This is a genomic window from Pseudarthrobacter sp. ATCC 49987 (assembly GCF_009928425.1).
Classification (GTDB): Bacteria; Actinomycetota; Actinomycetes; order Actinomycetales; family Micrococcaceae; genus Arthrobacter.
On record NZ_JAABNS010000001.1, the window covers coordinates 3,058,445 to 3,076,995 of the forward strand.

Here is an 18,551-nt window from a genome sequence, read left to right on the forward strand (position 1 = left end):
GTTCCTTCGTGTCAGACAAGAATGTCGAGGGTGGTCTGGGGGCCGTTCAGGATCCGGGCGGTGCGCAGGGTGTCCCCGTCGGCCAGGGCATCCCAGCGGTGGCCGGGGCGCGGATCGCCCAGGCCGTGGCGGGGGCCCGGGCCGGCGCTGGAGTCGTGCCCGGCGCCTTGCCCGTTCGGGTCCGGGCCGGTTCCGTCCCGTGCTGAGCTGCCCGGGCCGTTGTGCTCGGAGACGTCGAGGCTGGCCCCGAAGCCGGCATCGGCGAGTTCCTTGCGGAGTTCCGGCAGGATCCCGCGGATGGCCTCGCGTCCGGCGTCTCCCGGGGCGAAGAGCTCGATCCGGACTCCGGCGGCGTCGATGTGCGCCCTGACCGTCATGGGGCCCAGGTCCCCGGGGTTCACCTGCAGGGTCATGATGTGCTGGCCCTGCGGCGCCCCGGCGAGGGTGAAGAGCGGCTTCGCCAGTTGGGGCTGGAGCGTGGCAGTGGCCGGTGCGGGTGCGGGTGCCGGCAGCGTGGTGTGCGGCGCGGCGACGACCGACGACGACGACGGCGGCTGGCTGGCCGGCGCCGCGGCGGCGGCTGCGCTTCCGGCCGCGGCGAGCGCATCCGAGGGTGCCGCGGCGGCGCTGGTTTCGGTGCGCGCAGGGGCTGTTGTTCTGCCTTCGGCCTTGCCTTCAGCGGGCGCTGCGGCGCTAAGACCGGGTGCGGTGCGCGCGACCGCCAGGGCGGTTCCCGGTGCCACGGACGATTGCGATCCGGGCGGCTGCGCAGTGGCCGTTGGCGACGTTGGGGACAACGGCTGTCCAGCGGGTGCCGCCTTTGCGGTGGCAGCGCCCTGTTCCGCCCCGGTTCCCTGCCGGGTCCCTTGGGGTGCCACTTGGGGGGGTCCGGCCGGGGCAACTGTGCCCGGCGCGCCGGCGGCCGCGGCGGGTGCCCCAAGGATGGCAGCGCCGGCAACGGCAGTGCCCGCGGCCGGGGTCGGAGAGGAGGCGGCAGGGGCCGCTGCCGGCAGGGCCTCCCGCTGGCCGGCTGCCTGTTCGCTCGTCACCGAGCCCGTCGTCTGGAGACCGGGAACCGCAGTCGGCGGGTTCAGCGCAACAGCCTGGATAACTGCGGCCTGCTGTGCACCAAAGGGCACATACGGTGCAGCGGCAAGGGCCAGGACGCTGTCGGCGGAAGCTGCGAAAGATGCATCCTGCGGCGAGGCGGAACCGGCGTCGGCTCCCCCGCCGGGAACGGGCGCGGCGGCGCCGGACGAAGCGCCGGACGAAGCGTCAGCCGGTGTGCCGTCGGCGACGGTGCTGCCGGCGTCGGGCGTCAACTCCTGGCCTGCGTCGTTGGCGCCCTGCACGTCGTTGAGTACGGCACCGAACGTGTCGCCGTCCTCGTCCGCGCCGGGAGCCGCGGAACGTGCGCCCTGCTGGGCGCCGCGGCCCGGAACGGGCGCGGTCAGCGCGGAAGCCAGATCCATGCCTTTCATGATGCAGTCCCAGCCGGCACGATGCGCCGGATGGAGGTCAGGTTGGAGTACTGCTCCCAGGCGTCGCGGATCTGGATGGTCTTGCCGGGGACCGGCGCGTCAATGGCCTTGCCGTTGCCCAGGTAGATGGAGATGTGGTCGCCGCCGAAGCTCACCAGCAGGTCGCCGGGCTTTGCCTCCGCCAGGGAAGCCACCGGGGTGCCCTGGCGCATCTGGTCACTCACCACGCGGGGAATCTCGATGCCGAGGTCCTTGAAAACCCGCTGGGTGAAGCCGGAGCAGTCCATGCCGGTGGCCGGATTGGTTCCGCCCCAGACGTAGGGCACGCCGATGTACTTCTTGGCCATGGCCACGACGTCGGTGCCTGTCGCCGCGCCGGCAGCGGGCACGCTGGCGGGTGCGGCGAGGCCCTTCAGGGCTCCGACCGCCGTCGTGCTTCCCAGCCCCAGGCTGTTGGCGAGCGAGGAGATGTCGGTTCCGGCGGTCCCGCCCAATGCGGCGGTCAAAGCCTCGGTGAAGGATGCCGCGTCGCCGCTCCCGGTGCCGGTGGCCAGGGATGTTGCCGCCGCCGATTTCATGGCGGCGGTATTGGTCTCGGCCGTCGTGGGGCGGGTGAGCTCGGTGATCATCGACTGGATGCCCTGCATCCGGCCGATTGCCTCGGTCATGCTCATGACCTCACCTCCTGCTCTTCGCGGTGCCAGACGGTGGAGGCGATCTCGTCCAGGGCCGATTGTTCGGCACGCAGGTCCGCGGTGTGGACGTCTTCGTTGTGGCGGGCCTGCAGCTTCTCCAGGCCGACGGAACGGGTGCGGGCGGCGATGAACTCCTCGCGTGCGGTGGCTTCGTCGGTCTCCGCGATCCTCGAAAGGGCCTGCAGGTCCGCGAGCATGCTGTGGGATGAGGACCGCGCTGCGGCGACGGCCCGCAGGGAGGCGGAGCTGGAGATCGGCGCATCGCCCGAGGCCAGGTCGCGGCGTGCAGCGGCTTCCCGGGCCCGCACGGAGCTGGAACGGGAGCGGGCGCTGGCCAGTCCGGTGGCTGCCTGGTCCTGCTGGATCTGGCGCAGGCGCAGGAGCCCTGCCAGTGAGAATTGGCGGTTCATGCTGCTGCTCCCAGGATCGAGGTGAGGTGGTTGAGCCGTTGCCAGGACTCGGGGTGGGCCGTTGATTCGTCCATCGGCTGCTGCAGGAAAGTGCTGACGTCCTGCTCGTGGTTCAGGGCCGCATCGACCAGCGGGTTGGTGCCTGCCTGGTAGGCGCCGACGTCGATCAGGTCCTGTGCGGCCTTGCGGGCCGCGAGGACGCGCCGCAACGTGGCCGCCGCTTCGAGGTGCGGGCGGGAATTGACCTTGGTGGCAACTCGGGACACCGAGCCCAGCACGTCCACCGAGGGGAAATGCCCGGTGACGGCCAGTTTCCGGTCCAGGACGACGTGGCCGTCGAGGATCGAACGGGCTGCGTCGGCAATCGGTTCGTTGTGGTCGTCGCCGTCGACCAGCACCGTGTAGATGCCGGTGACGGAGCCGGTCTCGGCCGTGCCGGCACGCTCCAGCAGCCGGGCCAGGATGGAAAAGGTCGACGGCGGGTAGCCGCGGGTGGCGGGCGGCTCGCCGGCGGAGAGGCCGATCTCGCGCTGGGCCATCGCCACCCGGGTGAGGGAATCCATCATCAGGACCACGTCCTGGCCCTTGTCCCGGAAGGATTCGGCGATCCGGGTCGCGGTGAACGCTGCACGCATGCGCATCAGGGCCGGTTCGTCGGAGGTGGCGACCACAACGACGGAACGCGCCAGCCCGACAGGGCCGAGGTCGTCCTCGAGGAACTCACGGACTTCACGCCCGCGCTCCCCCACGAGGGCGATCACCGAGACCTCCGCGTCCGTGCCGCGGGCGATCATGGAGAGCAGGGACGACTTTCCGACGCCGGAACCGGCGAAGAGTCCCATGCGCTGGCCCTTGCCGAGCGTGGTCATCGTGTCCAGCACCCGGACGCCGGTCTGCAGGGCCGTGTCGATGCGGGCGCGTTTCATGGCATTCGGGGCTTCGTTGTCGATGGGCACGCGGGGGCCGCTGTTGAGAGGACCCTTGCCGTCGATTGGCCGGCCCAGGCCGTCAATGACCCGGCCGAAGAGTCCGGCCCCGGTGGGGACCAGGACTGCGCCGCCCTTGGCCCGGACGGGATCGCCGGCCGCCACGCCGGCCAGCCGGCCCAGCGGCATACAGCGCACCGAGCTGTCCAGTGCGGCGACCACCTCGGCGTCCAGTCCCGGGTTCGAGCCCACGGTCACCAGGTCGCCCAGGGCGCAGTCGAGTCCGGACACTTCAAGGCCCAGCCCCATGACCGAGGTCACGACGCCGACCCGCTGCGGGGCGGCGGCACGGAGTGCCGCGGCGTAGTCCGCGCCCATGGGACGCCACTCGGCGATCACCGCTGGTCCCCCGGCGCATTCTCTCCCCAGCCCTGGTCACCCAGAAGCGCTTCGCGGGCCCGTGCCAGGGCGCTGCCGAGGCTCGCGTCGAGCCAGCCCTGCTGGTATTCGACCTTGGCGTCGCCGCGGTTGAGCGACGGGTCCGCGTGCAGCGGCAGGCCGGCCGGCAGGCCCTGGCCTTCCTTGGCGAGGACCTCGATGTCGGCCGGGTTCAGCCGGATGGCCAGCACTGTGGCGGCGTCGTTTCCGGACAGGGCGCGGTCCAGCGCGGCGCGGGCCGTCCTGGTGCCGTGCGCCAATTCGTAGCCCAGGATGGCCTCGGCGAGTTCCAGGGCGGTCCGGGCGAGGACCTCCTCGGCGTCGTGCAGGGCCTGGACGTTCCGGTGCGCGAAGTCCGCGCGGGCCACGGCGAGGGCCCGGACCGCACGGTCGAGGTCCTGCTGCCCGGAGGCGAGCGAGGCGGCCTGCTCGGCAGCCATGCGGTCCCGCCAGCGGCGCTGTTCCTTGGCGGCGGCACGGACACCGGCGGCGTAACCGGCAGCGTGCCCTTCGGTGTAGCCTGCCTGTTCGCTGGCAGGTCCGCTCGCGCGCAGCGAGGGGAAGATGATCCGGGTCGGGCCGCTGTCGGTGGCGGTCCCGTCAGTAGACATAGTCTTCTTCGTCCCCGCGCTGGATCGTGATCTGGCCGTCGGCTTCAAGTTCGCGGATGGACCGGACCACGGCGGCACGGGCTTCCTCGATCTGGGAGGCGCGCAGCGGACCGAGGGCGGCGATCTCGGATTCGAGGATTTCCAGGTTGCGGCCGGACACGTTGGTGGTGATGGTCTCCAGGACGGGCTCCGAGGCTCCCTTCATGGCCACGGCCAGCACGGAGGCATCGAGGCCGCGCAGGACCAGCTGCACGTCGCGGCGTTCCAGCTTCACGATGTCCTCGAACGTCACCATCTGGGCGCGGATTTCCACGGCGAGGTCCGGATCCAGCAGGTCCAGTCCGTCCAGCACGGAGCGTTCGGTGCCGGCGTCGGTCCGGTTGATGATTTCCAGCAGCGGCTGGATGCCGCCCACCACCTTGGAGGCCTGCTGCGAGACGGCTGCGCCGCCGCGAAGTTTGAGGGTGTCGGCCACAATGCCGATGGCCTCCGGCGCGCCGGAACCCATCGTCGCGATGCTGAGGGCGACGTCGGCCCGCAACGAGCCGGGCAGGCCGGACATCACGGCGGAGGCCTTGCGCGGGCTGAGGTGCGCCAGGACCAGGGCGATGGTCTGCGGCAGTTCGCCGTCGATCAGGGCGAGGATCTGGACCGGTTCTATGTCTTCCAGGAATTCAAAGGACTTGCCGGCCATGTTGACCGTGAGCCGGTTGAGCAGGCCGGCGGCCTTCTCCGACCCGAAGGACGCTTCCAGGAGGCCCTCGGCCAGTTCACGGCCGCCCCGGGCCTGCCGGGGACTGGACATTGCGGCTTCGTGGAAGTCCTTCATGATCTGCTCGGCGACCTCGGGATCCACTTTCCGGAGCCGGACGATCTCGGCGGCGATGTCCTCGGCCTCGGCGTCGTTGAACTGAGCCATCACCTTCGCGGCGTTGGCCGGGCTCATCTGCATGAGGACGACGGCGACCCGCTGGGTGCCGGTCAGGGTCGAATCCGCGAGTTTCATACCGGCTGCCTGTCATCCATGAGGCCGCGCAGGTAGTCGGCCGCTTTCTCCGGGTTGGCGGCAACCATGTTCTCGATCTCGAAGCGGCGGCGCTCAGCCTCCACCTGGGCGGGCGGCGGCACCATCGGCGGCAGGGCCGTGAGCGGGATGGCCGACGTCGCGGGTGCCGGGGGCAGCGCCGTGACGGTCGGCATGACCGGCATCATCTCCAGGTCGAGGCGTTCGCCGAGATCCACCGGTTCGCGTTTCTGCCGGCGGCGCAGCACCAGCGCGATGACGAGGGCCAGAATCAGCAGGCCCAGCAGGATGCTGCCCGCCGTGATCAGCGTTCCGAAGAACGCGGACTGCTTCTGCGCTTCAAGATCTGCCTTGGCCGCATCGAGGGACGCGGCGGCCTGGTCCGCGGCCGCGGTGCTGAACGGCACCACTTCGACGGTCACGACGTCGCCGCGGGCAGCGTCGACGCCGGCGGCGGCGGTGACAAGCGAGGTCAGTGAGGCCAGGTTGAGTCCGCCGGCTGCGGCCTGGTCGACGGCGACGGAAATGGTCTGCCGCTTGACGGCGCCCGCCGGGATCACGCGGTCCTCAGTGACTTTGTTGACGGCGTTGTTTTTGGTTTCGGTGGAGGAATCGAAGCTGCCGTTCCCGCTGGTGCCGCCGGGAACCGCAATGTTGTCCGGGCCGAGGACGCCCGCGGCGCCTCCCCCGGTGCCGGTGTACTTCTCGGTTTTGGAGGATTCGCTGAGGGGCAGGGCGCCCTGGGCGTTGGAAAAAGTTTCGCTTTTCTGCTGGGCGGATTCGCCCGTGACGTCCGCGGCCACGGCCACGGTGGAGTTTCCGGGGCCCACCACGCGGTCCATGACGGCCCTGACGGCGTCGGAGGTTCGCTGCTGGTAGTCGGTTGCCTGCTTGGACGCCGATCCCGCCGCACCGGCGCCGACGGCGGAGAGAACGTTGCCCTGGGAGTCGACGACGGAGACGTTGGCCGGCTTGAGGTTTTCGATGGCGGCGGAGGTGAGGTGGACGATCGCCTGGACCTTGTCACCGGAGAGTGTGGAGCCAGGGGCGGTTTCCACGAAGACGGAGGCCGTGGTGTCCGGGGTCTTGGAGACGAAGACGGTCTTTTCCGGAATCGCGAGGCGGACGGCGGCGGTCTTCACGCCGTCCATGGCGGAAATGGTGCTCGCCAGCTCGCCTTCGAGGGCCCGCTTGTAGGTGACGGACTGCTGGAACTCGGAGGACGTGACACCCATCTTGTCCAGCAGCGAGTAGCCGGTGGCGGCGGCCGTCGGGAGCCCCGCGGCGGCGGCCTTGAGTCGCTCGTCGTATACCTTGGCCTCCGGCACCAGGATGGTGGAGCCGCCGTCGCTGAGTTCGTAGGGGACGTTGTCCTTGCGCAGCTGCTCCACGATGCCGTTGGCGTCGGTGTCCTTGAGGCCGGAGAACAACGGCGTCATGGTGGGCTTGGAGAGCCAGGCGGACAGGGCGATGATGCCGACCACCAGCAGGGCCGCACCGATCACGGCGACAGTGCGCTGGCCGGTGGTGAATCCTTTGAGGCCTGATCCAAAGCGCTGGAAGAAGCCGGTGATCTGCGGTGGCATTAGGCCTGCATCCTCATGATCTCGTTGAACGCGTCAACGCCCTTGTTGCGGACGGTGGCCACAAGCTCGAGGGTGATCTGGGCGCGGCTGGCCGCGATGGTGGCGTTGTGGATGTCATCCAGGTTGCCGGTGACGGCAGAGACGGCGAGCTCTTTCGACGTCGACTGCAGCTGCTGGAGGTTGTCCACCGCACCGGTGAGCGAGGCGCCGAAGGCGGAGCCGTCAGTGCCGGTGGCCGCGCCGGCGCCGGAAATGTAGTCCGTGGGCATAACGCCCTGGACGGGGGCGATGGGGGAAACAGGCATCAGGATCTTCCAATCTCAAGGGCGGCCAGGTAGGTCTCACGGGCGCGGTCCACAACCTGCGCGTTTGCCTGGTAGCCGCGCTGGGCGATGATGAGGGCGCCCATCTGTTCGGCCATGTCGATGTCCGGGTACTTCACGTTGCCGTCGGCGTCAGCCAGGGGGTGGTCCGGCTGGTAGACGATGCGGCCTTCGCCGCTGCCCAGCTGGGTGCTCTTGACGTAAACGCCGGTTCCCTCGGAACCTTCGGCGGCCTCCACGTACCTGGCCTGGAAGGCAGGTCCGTTGGTGCTGGAGGCGTTGTTCATGTTGGCAAGGTTGTCCGAGACAGCGTCGAGCCATTTGCGGTGCACCGTCAGGGCTGAGCCGGCGATGCCGATTGCGTCAAAGGTCATCAGTTGGTCCTCATCGCGGCGCGCACAGCGTTGAATTCCCCGCCGATGGCACGGGCGGCGAACTGGAAACGCAGCACGGTGTCGATGTTGGAGAGGGTTTCGGTATCCAGGTTGACGTTGTTGCCGTTCAACTGGGTGGGCTCGAGCGAGGTGCCCGTCGTGGCGCCAACCGTGCCTTCACCGGACTTTACGGAGTCGGCGAGGGCCGCCTCGAAACTGACGCGCTTCGCGTGGTAGTTCGGCGTGTTGACGTTCGCGATGTTGTTCGCGATGGCGCGCTGGCGCAGCGCCAGGCCGTCCATGGCGCTGGCCAGGGCGGCGGAAGTCACGGATTCGAGCACAGAGTCCTGCCTGGGAAAGGTGGGGGTGGCCGATCCGTGGCCGTTAAACGAGCGATCCGTGCTCTATCAGTGGTTATCGGCACTGGTCAGCCGCGCGTTAGCAGAAAATATGAAAGTACTTGGCAGGTTTTTCGCCGGGTGTATTACCCGGTGGTCTGCGGGCTCTTCCTAAGGGACAGGTCAGCCGTTGACGTCGAGGTAGACAGCGCCGGCGGGATCCCCGACGCCGGGAACGGAGGAGACCGCCTGCAGCTGCTTGGCGACGTCCAGCCGGGCTTCTTCGAGCCTCTTGGCGACGCGCTCCTGGGCGGCGGACAGTGCGAGGGCGCGGCGGCGGGCAACGGCCGGCAGCGGTCCGGGGAGCACCGGCGGCTGCCAGCGTTTCTCGGCGTGGGGCTCCACACCGGTCTGGGGTGCGGCGGACAACGGGCCAAGCGGGTCCTTCAGGGTGCGCTCGGCGGCGCCCACGGCCATCTCCAGTACATCCAGGATCGCCGTCCAGGCTGCCAGTGCGGTGTCCGCGGGCGCCGTCAGGGTTGATTCGGAGTGCTGGATCCCGGCTCCCCCTACGCCGGTTTCCACGTCCGCCCATTTACCCAAAACCTAGACTCCCGCCACCTGTTCCGGGCTGGGTGTTCCAGGCGCTGGATGCGGGGAAGCCCGTGGCGGCGGCCCCGAAAGAGGCGGCATCTGCCGGGGCCGGGGCGGGAACCGCAGCGGCGGCGTCGTGCCAGGCCTGGCGCAGCGGTTCCAACAGTTCGATTGCTTCCCGGGTCAGCGCCGGATCGCGCTGGATGTTCGCGTTGACCAGGGCCGTGGAAACGTAGTTGTACAGGCCAAGGAGGCCGTCGGCGCCATCCCAGGCGTCCGTTTTGAGCGAGGAGATGAGTTCGGCGATGATGGCTTGGCCGTGCAGGAGGTTCTCAGTGGCGACGGGCCAATTCGCCGTTTGCTGGGCTGTCTCCGCACGGCCAAGGTCGAGCAGCAACCGGTCGTAGAGCATGGTGAGCAGCCGTGCCGGCGGAGCCGAGAGCACCGAATCCGCCAGGTACTGGTTGCGCTGGCCGGCATTCCCGTAGCCGCTGCCGAAGGAGGTCAAGGTCATGATGATGAGCTTCCTGAGAGACCGGCGAGTTGGGAGGACAGCCAGGATGACTGGGCCTTCATGCCGCTGAGTGCGACTTCAAGGGCGGAGTAAGTGCGCTGGAGCGTGGTCCTGCGCATCTCCAAGCGGTCGTCCCAGTCGGCGATCTGCTCGGTGAAGTCCTTGGCGGCGCTCTGCTGACCCTTGATCTTGGTGCTGAGGAGGCCGGCAGTGGGATCGGAGGCCTGCTTGGCGGCGTCAGCAACGCGGCCAGCTATGGTTGCCACCGCAGCCATTGTTCCGGCCGGGTCCTTTGCCAGGGCGTCCCCGAACTTGGTGGCGTCGAATTCCATCGTTCCGGTCTTCGTCAGGCTAATCCCGAACTCAGCCGGCGACTTCCCGTCAACCGGCTGTGAAGCCGCGGAGAGGATTGCTGCATTAACCTGGCGGATGGTGCTGTCACCGGTGAATATTCCGCCGGAGGTAATCGGCGCGCCCGCAGCGTTAGTGCTGACGACAACCGCGGTCTTGGTGGAAATCTGGGCAAAGACTCCGTTGACGGAACCCACGAGGTCCGAGGCGGCCTTACTGATCTGGGCATTGTCACGGGCAACGGTGACCCGCGTGGTGGTGGCTGAGACTTCGGAGACAGAAATCGAGACTCCACTGAGTACATCCGCGAACGTGTCAGTGGAGGAGCTGAGCGTAGTTTCGACCCCAGGTATTCCCGCCCACAGCTTGATCTGCGCGTCCTGGGCCGACTGCACCTTCGTCAGCCCGGCGGTACCGTCCGGATCGGCGATGGTGAACCCGCCGGCAACGCCGGTCATGGAGGAGGCAAATTGCAGCCTGTATTCGCCGCCGCCCACTGAAACCTTCGACGCCACAATACCCGCGCCGGACAGGTTCACGGCGGAGACGACGTCGTCGAGGGAGGACGTGAGCGGGGTGACGGTGATGGCCTGGCCCCCTTCGCCGGTGACTGTCATGGTGGTGTAGGGCCATACGGCAAGGTTCTTGCTGACGGAGACCTGCGTCTGGGCCAGCTGGGAGACGGTGAAATCCACGGCTCCGGGCTTCGCCCCGGCACTGACCGTGCTGGTGACCTTGGCGGAGCTGCTCGACGCCGAGTAGAGCTCCAGGCCCTTGGGGTCGGCGAGCTTGCCCGCCTTGCTAGCGAGGTCAGCGACTGCGGTATTGAGTCCCTGTAGGGCCGAGATGCGGGTCAACACGGCCGCGGCCTTGTTCTTGACGAGGTTTTGCGGCACAGCCTCCACGGCCATGAGCGAGTTGATCAGTGACGTGGTGTCCAAACCGCTGGAAAGTCCGTCGATAGAAAGTCCCACGCCTACAACTCCTTAGAACAATGGTCGGCTGAAAAGGTAATGGCTGGTGGTACTGCACAGCGCCCGGGGAGAAGAATCCACTCCCCGGGCGCTACATGCTGGCTGAACTTTGTAGCGGAAACCACCGGAGTGATCGTGTCCCGCTGTTGTTTAGCGCAGGAGCTGCAGAACACCCTGGTTGGACTGGTTTGCCTGGGCCAGCATCGCAGTGCCTGCCTGGGACAGGATGTTGTTGCGAGTGAACTTGACCATTTCCTCAGCCATGTCCGTGTCGCGGATACGGGAGTTGGAAGCCGTCAGGTTTTCCTTGGCGACGTTGATCGTCTGCACAGCCGACTCGAGGCGGTTCTGGGTGGCACCCAGATCTGCACGGGCCGTTGAGACCTGAGTGATCTGCGCATCGATGAGGTCGATCGACGCACGAGCCGCGGTCGCGCTTGTGAAGTCGAGGCCGAGCGGAACAGTTGCCCCGGCAACACCGGCGGCAACGCCCGTACCGGCTGCTACACCGGGCGTCACAGTGCCACCATCCAGCGACTTAACAATGATGCCCGTGCCAGCTCCGTTGGCATCCTTCTCAACTGAAACAGAGAACTTTGAAGAGAAGTTGTCATCTGCGCGCAGCGCACTGGCAAACTGCTCCACACTCGTGAAGGAAGCCGCGGCGCCGAGGTTACCCGTCGTGATCGCGGTCTCGACACCGGCCTTGGTCGTGGTGAAGGTGTACGCGCCAGTAAGAGCTGCGGGGGACGCGATCGCGAAGGTCGCGCTGGGAACAGCGTTTCCGCCCGAAACGAGAGCTGCCTTCACATCGGACACGCTTGCCGCACCGAGTTTTACGTCAATCTGGCTGCTCGTGTCAGAGCTTGCACCGACCTGAAGGCTGATCGACGGGACCGATCCGTTGAGCAGCTTGACACCGTTGAAGTCTGTTGAGTCTGCAATCCTGCCCAACTCCTCAACAAGGCTTGCGGCTTCCGTGCCGATGGCTTCGCGAGACTTGACGCTGTTCGTATCATTCGCTGCCTGGACGCCCAGGTCACGCAGACGCTGCAGGATGGAGTGGGTCTGGTTCAGGCCGCCTTCAGCGGTCTGGACGGCGCCAATGCCATCCTGGGCGTTGCGAGCGGCAACCGTGAGGCCACCGATCTGGGATTTCAGGCCTTCGGAGATTGCCAGGCCGGCCGCGTCGTCCCCGGCGCGGTTGATGCGCAGGCAGCTGGAAAGCTTCTCCAGCGACTTGGACAGGTCGGTCTGGGTGTTGCTGAGGCTGCGGTAAGCGTTGTTCGCGGCCATGTTGGTGTTGATCTGCATTCCCATGATGTTTCCTCCATGATGTGGGACAGTGTGCGATGGCCCATCCGTGGGCCTTCACGAGTACTTATCGCCGTTACTCAAGCACAGGTAAGCAAAATCTCGAATTCATTTTCAAACTCGGCCGAATCCGTTTCACCAGCCGGCAATCACTAACGCATTCCGTAGCCCTGCCGATAGTTTCTACGAACCCTGCTGAAGGCTGAATCGTCCGCACGATGAAATAGACGCCTCGGCACCACCGCACTAGTCATCTATGAGGGAGCCGTCCGGACCATGGCCATCCACGAACTTTCAGCCCTGCTGTGGCGGGAGCGTGAACTCCTGGACGTTCTCACCTTCAAGCTTGAGGAAGAGCAGCTGCTGCTCACCTCGGGCAAGTCACGCTGGCTGCCGCACGGAACCAAAGAAGTAGAACAGGTTCTGGGGCATCTCTCCCAGGCGAGCCTGGCGCGCACCATTGAAGCGGCTGTCGTCGCCGAGACCTGGGGCCTCCCCACCAATGCGTCCCTGGCGGAACTGGCCGCCGCAGCGCCGGAAGGTGCCTGGTCCGAGATCCTCACCGCGCATCTGAACGCCCTGACTAAGCAGACGGCCCTGATCAAGGAACTACGCGATTCCAACGAGCAGTACCTGCGCACCGCCGTCCGTTCCACGCAGGAGTCCCTTGCGGACCTGAGGCCAGTCGCTGCGGCCGGCACGTATGATGCGCAGGGCAAAACAGGGGAAACCGCCGGCTCCCGCATCTTTGACAAGCAGTTCTAAGGAAGCGAGCATGAGCACCTTCGGCGCATTGAACACGGCCTACCGCGGGCTGACGGCAGCCCAGCAGGGCATGAACGTTGCCGGGCAGAACATCGCCAACGCGGCGACTGAGGGGTACACCCGGCAGCGCGTCGATCAGTCTTCCCTGGCGGCACCCGCGCGGGGCCTCTTCAGCGGCGGACTGTTGCAGGCCGGCCAGGGCGTGTCCGTGAACGCCATCTCACGGCTCGGCAACAGCTTCCTGGACGCCGGAGTCCGCTCGGCGGGCGCCCAGGCGGGCTACGCCAGCACCCGGTCCTCCGCGCTCCAGGGGATTGAAGGCATCCTTCAGGAACCCGGCGAAAACGGCATCTCCACCGCGCTCCAGGGCTTCTGGTCCGCCTGGCAGGGCGCATCTAACCAGCCTGACGATTCCACCGCCAAGGGTCTCGTTCTTCAGGCCGGAAATGACCTGGCCACGAAGGTCTCCTCGTCTTACCGCGCCCTCGAAGCACAGTGGAGCAGCGTCCGGGGTCAGGCCGAGGGCGCCGTCCAAGCCGTCAACGCCGCCGCCGCCCAAGTGGCCGCCTACAACACAACTATCCGTTCCACCCTCGCCGCGGGCGGATCTGCCAACGAGCTGATCGATGCCCGGGCCAAGCTCACCGAGACCATCTCCCGTCTGACGGGCGGCACGGTCCGGGAACAGGCCGACGGCACCCTGGATGTCCACGTTGGTGGCAACGCGCTGGTGATGAGCGGCTCTGTCCGGGCACTCACCTTGTCCGGAAGCCAGACTTCGGACAAACTCGGCGCCTCCGTTCAGCTCGAGTGGGCGGACAGGCCGGGCGCGGCCATAGCCGTCGCCGAGGGTGAAATCGCCGGTGCATTGTCGGTGTTGGCCCCTGCCGCCAAGGGCGGCGCCATCGACGCTGCCGCGCAGGCAATCAACAAGTTCGCCGGAGACTTGAGGGACGCCGTCAACGCCCTTCACTCCGGCGGACGGAAATCCGACGGCACTCCTGCCGACAACTTTTTCGACCCAGCACCAGCTGGCCCGGCGGCCCTCGGTCTCGCCGTCCTACCTAAGGGCGCCGCTGAGATCGCGGTCGGCGTCGCCGGTGCAGGGAACCTCGACGGCAGCCTGGCCGACAAGATCTCCCAGCTCGGCGCAGGCCCGGGGTCCCCGGACAACGTTTGGGAAAGTGTCGTCACGGGCATCGGTGTGCAGTCCCGCGGAGCCCAGCAACATGAATCGCTGAGCTCGACGGCGGAGATCTCCGCTCAAACCAGCCGCGCCTCGCAGGCATCAGTGAGCCTGGACGAGGAAAACGTCAGTCTGCTCACCAACCAGCACGCCTACCAGGCTGCGGCCCGCGTGATGACCGCCGTCGACGAAGCACTTGACGTGCTGATCAACCGCACTGGATTGGTAGGAAGGTAGAACCATGCTGAACCGGGTAACAAACCTGACCATGAGCACAAATGCCCAGCGGACGTTGCAGGCTCAGCAGTCGAAGCTGGCAGAGCTGCAGGAGAAGGCCACAACGCTGGACAAGATCTCGCGGCCCTCCGACGATCCCACAGCCACCGGACAGGCTTTGCAGACCCGCGCCCGGCTGGCCGCCACCGCACAGTACGGACGCAACATTGAGGACGGCGGACGCTGGCTCACGGCTGCCGACTCGGCTTTGGGGAACGCCAACAATGTGCTTAACAAGATCCGCGATCTGACCGTCCAAGCCGGCAACGGCACTCTCAACAAGACGGCAAAGGACGCCATCGCTATCCAGTTGGACGGGCTGAACCAGGATCTGCTCTCGATCGCCAATACCAAACACTTGGGACGCAACGTCTTTGCTGGCAGCTCCGACGCAGCGACTGCCTTTGGCCCGGCGGACCCCTCGGCTTTCAACGGGGCCGCGAACAGCTCAGTGGAACGCCGCATCAGCGGCGACCAGACCATCCGAGTCGATGCCGACGGAGCCAAAATATTCGGAGAGGGGCCCACTTCGGTCTTCAAACTCGTCAGCGATATGGCGAATGCGTTGCGGTCTGGCGCGGATATTTCGGCGAAATTGACGGATGTGGACACCGTGTTGTCGAACGTCATCTCCGGGCGTGCTGAAATAGGAACCCAGCAAGTACGGCTGGAACGTGCCGGCACCGTCAACACAGAATTGGAGGCCACCTTGGACGCCCAGCGGACCGGCATTGAAAAGGCAGATCTCGGCAGCGTCATCATGGACCTGAAACTTCAGGAAACCAACTACCAGGTGGCTCTGGCCGCCACGGCGCGGGTCCTGCAGCCGACGCTGATGGACTTCCTCCGGTGAGTACTGCCGTGCTGAACACACCAGTGTCATTCACCGTCCCGATGCCGGGACTCGAGAACGCCCACGACTTCACCCTCCGGAGCGTCGATGGCGCAACCGGGTTGTACGCGCTGGAAGCGACCTCCGGCACCCCCGCGAGGTTGTTCCTGGCCGACGCGGCCGTCTTCGTGCCCGGCTACAACCCGCCGATTCCAGCTGCCGCGCTGGAGGCCCTGGAGCTGGAGGAGGGCGAGGCACCGCAGGTACTGGTCGTACTCAACCACTCCCCCAAAGCCACGACGGTGAACCTCATGGCCCCGATTGTGCTGAACACGGCAACCCGCCGTTGCAGCCAGCTGGTCCTGGACGGCCGCGAATACCCGCTTCGGGCGGACCTCAACTCGCTCTGACGGTCACTCCCGGACCCAGGACTCACCAGAAATGCGCGACGTCGATCACCAGTCGTGAGCCTGTATCCGGCCCCGCCAGGGAGAAGACGCGGAACGGCAGCCGGGCACGGACCCCGAGGCCAAGGGTTGAGTACCCCTCGAAGCTGCCCGCCCATGCCGCTTGCCGGAACGTCTGGTAGCCGTTGACGTCGGTCAGTTCATTCGGGTTTGCCGGGTTGTAGGTGGCGTTGCCGTTGTCGTCATAGGCCGGGGCGTTGGCGGTGATCTGGAGGAACGCCTGGCCCCGCAGCGGGACGGGGAGGCCCGATCCGTCCTGCGTCACTTGTGGAACGTAGCGGACGGTGTAGCCGCCGACAGGTCCGTTGAGATCAATGACCAGCCGGTCGAAGCAGTAGTGCTGGCCGGTGCGGACGTTCGTCAGCTTGGCCTGGCTCAGTGCCGGTTCCGCTTTGACCAGCGACCCCCACACCAGCCCGCAATAGGGAGCCGCTGATGCGGGACCGGGCGCCACAAGCCCGGATCCAACCGCCATCAGGATAGCTATCAACCACACCCTGAACGTCTTCATGTGGGCCCCCTAAAGAGATGAGATAGCTTCAGAATAGGAGCATTTCGGGGCTGAATCGAGGGGCCTGCCGGATCGGCGCCCAACCGTTAGGCTGCGCCGCGGCCGGTCACAGGACCGTTGCACCGGCGTCGTCCGCTTGTTATTGAACCCGCTGGTTGGAGAAGTCCCGGCGAAACGGCGAAACGCCGGTCCCCTTGCGGGAGCCGGCGTTTCGCAGTGCCTTGCTGTCTTGCTATGAAGTGGTGGTGCGCGGTGGAAGGTCCCCTAGCCTTCGCAATCGCGGCAGTACTTCATGCCGTTCTTTTCCTTGGCCACCTGGGACCGGTGACGGACCAGGAAGCAGGAGGAGCAGGTGAATTCGTCGGACTGTTCGGGAACAACAATGACCGTTAGTTCTTCGCCGGAAAGGTCGGCGCCGGGAAGGTCGATGCCTTCAGCCGTGTCGTTCTCATCGACGTCGATGACAGCGGTCTGGGCGCCGCCGCCGCGGGACGCCTGAAGGGCCTCCAGCGATTCAGCGGGAGACTCTTCTTCTGTCTTGCGTGGTGCGTCGTAATCGGTAGCCATTTGGGGGTTCACTTTCGTTGCTGCGCAGCGCCATTTCAGGCACCTCAGTGAAGAAGTTTAGGACATTATGCACGCAGTTGAAGAATAGTGTGGCGAATCCGACACTTTGCGTCGGACAGTCCCAGCAGCCCGCTCAGGTTACCGGCCAGACAATGAGCGTCTTCCACTTGGCTGGGTCGGGCTCCGCCGCCGGGTCGCTGAGATAGTACTCCCACATCGCATTCCCCGGCGTCAGGCCGTCGGCCTGCATCTTCCCCATAATCGCCCCGTACGTTTCGGGCAGAGTCTCGTACGGGCCCACGTGCATCGCTTCGAACGCCTGGCCCGCCGGGAGGGTTCCCGCGGTCACCCCGCCGTCGCCCCCGCCGGGAAAGGGCGCCGCCACGGGAAAGCCCGCCTCAACGTCGACGACGTCGGTCGGCATTCCGCGGTACATGGCGAATGGCGGTCCCGCCAGCTGGACGTGCTGTTGTTCGGCCGCGCTCATCACCAAGCTGTAGGCGCGGCTGAAGAACCCGCGCAACTCCTTCATGGGAACGGTCTCCCGCAACACCGCCGTCGGCTGCTCCTGGAGCTGCGTGGACTTGATGTCCGGCGTCTTTTCCGGATTCGTTTCAGTCATACGCCCAGACTCCGCCGTGCGGATTCCGTGGACTAGGGCCTAACGTCCCGCGGGCCAGGTGTCCGGACGTTGGCGAACAGGTTCGATTAGTCGATCACGGCCAGGTCAGGAATCCATTTGTCCTGTGATTCCTGGGCGTTGAACATCAGGATCCAGACGCCGTCTTTGACCCCGTGGATGTCCGTAAACGGCGTGTACGCGAACCAGAACTGGCTGCGGGCTTGGGTTTCCGTGTTCTGCATTTCGACGACCTTGAACGGAAGCTCCTCCCAGGTGCCGTCCATGGGAATGAAGCTATTGGATTCGGCAACGAGGAGCATGCTCGTTGAATCCGGGAGAGGGGAAGTGCTGGGCCTCCCGCTCGCGGCCGCGGCCGCGGAGACCTCCGCGTAAGCCATGGGAAAGAGGGGCGAAACCCGTGACGGGGCCATCTTTGCGTAGTTGCCGCCGGGGTCCGCCGGGGTGGCCGTGGCGCCGGGGTCCGGCTGGGCGCTCCAGCGGGCCGTCGCAGCCTTAAGGAGTTCGTCGTTGACGATCTGCTCGCCGGTGTCTGAGCTCGACACTTTCCTGGCGGCCCGGAGTCTGGGGTCCGGGGCGATCCCTGCCGTCCCGGTGATCGCGCTGTCCTGGTAGACCTCCCGAAGGAACGCCCCGTAGGCCAGTTGGTCCTCCCGGCTCTGCTTCTCAAATGTGGCAACGTCCATGGCCTCCAGCGCACTGACCTTGGCCTGCTGCTCCGCCGTGAGCGCCTTGTACGGCGCACTGTCTTGCAGGACAGTCCGGGCCGGGGCCGCTGGGGCGGAGGAGGCTGCGGGCGGGGTAGCGGCAGTCGACTGGGCGGGGGTGCCAGGCTGGGTTGAGGCGCCGGATCCGGCCGGGGCGCCGGCCGTGCAGCCGGTGAGCAAGGCGGCCACGGTAAGCAGCGTCAGGCCGGCGGCAGCGGTGTGTCGGTACAGGTGCCTGACGGTCATGGTGTCCCCCCACAAACTCAGCCCTGCCGGTCATCCCGGCTGGCCGGTTGAAGAATCAAAAAGTGTGCGCCGGATGGCCTTGGCAAGCCATCTGAGACGTGCTGCGCAGTGTACGGACATTGTCCACAATTTCCTTGTTGATTGCCACGGTTGTCGTGCCAGGATGAACGCCAGCCCCTGCACACGCGATGCGCTGTCTGGTTCCGGGGGAACCAGGAGGGTGCGCCCTTGCTTGGGGGGAAAACAAAAACCGCGCCGCCACCGGGACAATTCCCAGTGACTGCGCGGTTTCCTACCGGGCCCCCTGTCGGATTCGAACCGACGACCCCCGCTTATCGCGGCGGGGTATCCCGGGTGTTCCCGATGGTGCCCTGAACTGGCCTCTGACCAGCGGTTTCGCA

The 18,551-nt window shown here is 66.6% G+C and carries 22 protein-coding genes and 1 tRNA gene; 4 read left to right on the plus strand and 19 right to left on the minus strand.

What is annotated here, in order from left to right; genetic code table 11:
* Window positions 1-11: 11 nt before the first annotated feature.
* The 14 genes from GXK59_RS14135 to GXK59_RS14200 form a co-directional block, all read right to left on the minus strand.
* Window positions 12-1,481, minus strand: a complete 1,470-nt coding sequence (locus tag GXK59_RS14135) for a flagellar hook-length control protein FliK (protein ID WP_160667716.1) — start codon at window positions 1,479-1,481, stop codon at window positions 12-14.
* On the minus strand, window positions 1,478-2,155 hold the full coding sequence (locus GXK59_RS14140) for a C40 family peptidase (RefSeq protein ID WP_160667718.1): 678 nt from the start codon (window positions 2,153-2,155) through the stop codon (window positions 1,478-1,480). Before GXK59_RS14140 ends, GXK59_RS14135 begins: the two co-directional genes overlap by 4 nt.
* Complete coding sequence (locus tag GXK59_RS14145; RefSeq protein WP_160667720.1) at window positions 2,152-2,586, minus strand: flagellar FliJ family protein; 435 nt, start codon at window positions 2,584-2,586, stop codon at window positions 2,152-2,154. The genes GXK59_RS14140 and GXK59_RS14145 overlap by 4 nt, the downstream gene beginning before the upstream one ends.
* Window positions 2,583-3,911 carry a FliI/YscN family ATPase gene (locus GXK59_RS14150; RefSeq protein ID WP_160667722.1) on the minus strand — a complete coding sequence of 443 codons (1,329 nt, stop codon included), beginning with the start codon at window positions 3,909-3,911 and terminating at the stop codon, window positions 2,583-2,585. The genes GXK59_RS14145 and GXK59_RS14150 overlap by 4 nt, the downstream gene beginning before the upstream one ends.
* On the minus strand, window positions 3,908-4,561 hold the full coding sequence (locus tag GXK59_RS14155) for a FliH/SctL family protein (RefSeq protein ID WP_160667725.1): 654 nt from the start codon (window positions 4,559-4,561) through the stop codon (window positions 3,908-3,910). The genes GXK59_RS14150 and GXK59_RS14155 overlap by 4 nt, the downstream gene beginning before the upstream one ends.
* The gene (gene fliG, locus GXK59_RS14160) at window positions 4,551-5,567 is read right to left on the minus strand and encodes a flagellar motor switch protein FliG (protein ID WP_024366492.1); all 1,017 of its coding nucleotides are present in this window, start codon (window positions 5,565-5,567) and stop codon (window positions 4,551-4,553) included. Before fliG ends, GXK59_RS14155 begins: the two co-directional genes overlap by 11 nt.
* Window positions 5,564-7,171 (minus strand): flagellar basal-body MS-ring/collar protein FliF, encoded by a 1,608-nt coding sequence (gene fliF, locus GXK59_RS14165; protein WP_160667727.1) that lies wholly within the window; start codon window positions 7,169-7,171, stop codon window positions 5,564-5,566. The genes fliG and fliF overlap by 4 nt, the downstream gene beginning before the upstream one ends.
* Window positions 7,171-7,476: a flagellar hook-basal body complex protein FliE gene (gene fliE, locus GXK59_RS14170; protein WP_160667729.1), complete on the minus strand. Its 306-nt coding sequence runs from the start codon at window positions 7,474-7,476 to the stop codon at window positions 7,171-7,173. Before fliE ends, fliF begins: the two co-directional genes overlap by 1 nt.
* Window positions 7,476-7,868 (minus strand): flagellar basal body rod protein FlgC, encoded by a 393-nt coding sequence (locus tag GXK59_RS14175; RefSeq protein ID WP_024366495.1) that lies wholly within the window; start codon window positions 7,866-7,868, stop codon window positions 7,476-7,478. The genes fliE and GXK59_RS14175 overlap by 1 nt, the downstream gene beginning before the upstream one ends.
* Window positions 7,868-8,209 carry a flagellar basal body rod protein FlgB gene (locus GXK59_RS14180; RefSeq protein WP_160667731.1) on the minus strand — a complete coding sequence of 114 codons (342 nt, stop codon included), beginning with the start codon at window positions 8,207-8,209 and terminating at the stop codon, window positions 7,868-7,870. The genes GXK59_RS14175 and GXK59_RS14180 overlap by 1 nt, the downstream gene beginning before the upstream one ends.
* Window positions 8,210-8,389: 180 nt before the next feature.
* Window positions 8,390-8,791: a hypothetical protein gene (locus GXK59_RS14185; protein WP_160667733.1), complete on the minus strand. Its 402-nt coding sequence runs from the start codon at window positions 8,789-8,791 to the stop codon at window positions 8,390-8,392.
* A gap of 10 nt (window positions 8,792-8,801) precedes the next feature.
* Entirely contained in the window at window positions 8,802-9,314 is a 513-nt protein-coding gene (locus GXK59_RS14190; RefSeq protein WP_160667735.1) for a flagellar export chaperone FliS, read from the minus strand.
* Window positions 9,311-10,639 (minus strand): flagellar filament capping protein FliD, encoded by a 1,329-nt coding sequence (gene fliD, locus GXK59_RS14195; protein WP_160667737.1) that lies wholly within the window; start codon window positions 10,637-10,639, stop codon window positions 9,311-9,313. Before fliD ends, GXK59_RS14190 begins: the two co-directional genes overlap by 4 nt.
* Before the next feature lie 150 nt (window positions 10,640-10,789).
* Entirely contained in the window at window positions 10,790-11,953 is a 1,164-nt protein-coding gene (locus tag GXK59_RS14200; RefSeq protein WP_443094289.1) for a flagellin N-terminal helical domain-containing protein, read from the minus strand.
* Between the two features lie 276 nt (window positions 11,954-12,229).
* Between GXK59_RS14200 and GXK59_RS14205 the strand changes: the two genes are divergently transcribed.
* The 4 genes from GXK59_RS14205 to GXK59_RS14220 are packed head-to-tail and all read left to right on the plus strand — an operon-like array spanning window position 12,230 to window position 15,422.
* Window positions 12,230-12,718 (plus strand): flagellar protein FlgN, encoded by a 489-nt coding sequence (locus GXK59_RS14205; RefSeq protein ID WP_160667741.1) that lies wholly within the window; start codon window positions 12,230-12,232, stop codon window positions 12,716-12,718.
* Between the two features lie 10 nt (window positions 12,719-12,728).
* The gene (gene flgK, locus GXK59_RS14210) at window positions 12,729-14,141 is read left to right on the plus strand and encodes a flagellar hook-associated protein FlgK (protein ID WP_160667743.1); all 1,413 of its coding nucleotides are present in this window, start codon (window positions 12,729-12,731) and stop codon (window positions 14,139-14,141) included.
* Window positions 14,142-14,145: 4 nt separating this feature from the next.
* Complete coding sequence (gene flgL / locus GXK59_RS14215) at window positions 14,146-15,033, plus strand: flagellar hook-associated protein FlgL (protein WP_160667745.1); 888 nt, start codon at window positions 14,146-14,148, stop codon at window positions 15,031-15,033.
* Entirely contained in the window at window positions 15,030-15,422 is a 393-nt protein-coding gene (locus GXK59_RS14220; protein ID WP_237393903.1) for a flagellar assembly protein FliW, read from the plus strand. The genes flgL and GXK59_RS14220 overlap by 4 nt, the downstream gene beginning before the upstream one ends.
* Window positions 15,423-15,444: 22 nt before the next feature.
* Here the strand turns inward: GXK59_RS14220 and GXK59_RS14225 are convergent, their stop codons facing one another.
* From GXK59_RS14225 to GXK59_RS14245, 5 genes are all read right to left on the minus strand, one after another.
* Entirely contained in the window at window positions 15,445-15,990 is a 546-nt protein-coding gene (locus GXK59_RS14225; RefSeq protein ID WP_160667747.1) for an AMIN-like domain-containing (lipo)protein, read from the minus strand.
* A gap of 264 nt (window positions 15,991-16,254) precedes the next feature.
* A complete protein-coding gene (locus tag GXK59_RS14230; protein ID WP_056424304.1) occupies window positions 16,255-16,557 on the minus strand; it encodes a DUF4193 domain-containing protein in 303 nt (100 codons plus the stop codon).
* 133 nt (window positions 16,558-16,690) lie between these two features.
* Window positions 16,691-17,179, minus strand: coding sequence for a GyrI-like domain-containing protein (locus GXK59_RS14235; RefSeq protein ID WP_160667749.1), 489 nt, complete (start codon window positions 17,177-17,179; stop codon window positions 16,691-16,693).
* Between the two features lie 86 nt (window positions 17,180-17,265).
* Window positions 17,266-18,150: a hypothetical protein gene (locus GXK59_RS14240; protein WP_160667751.1), complete on the minus strand. Its 885-nt coding sequence runs from the start codon at window positions 18,148-18,150 to the stop codon at window positions 17,266-17,268.
* 298 nt (window positions 18,151-18,448) lie between these two features.
* Window positions 18,449-18,531: transfer RNA gene (locus tag GXK59_RS14245), tRNA-OTHER, on the minus strand.
* Window positions 18,532-18,551: the final 20 nt, after the last annotated feature.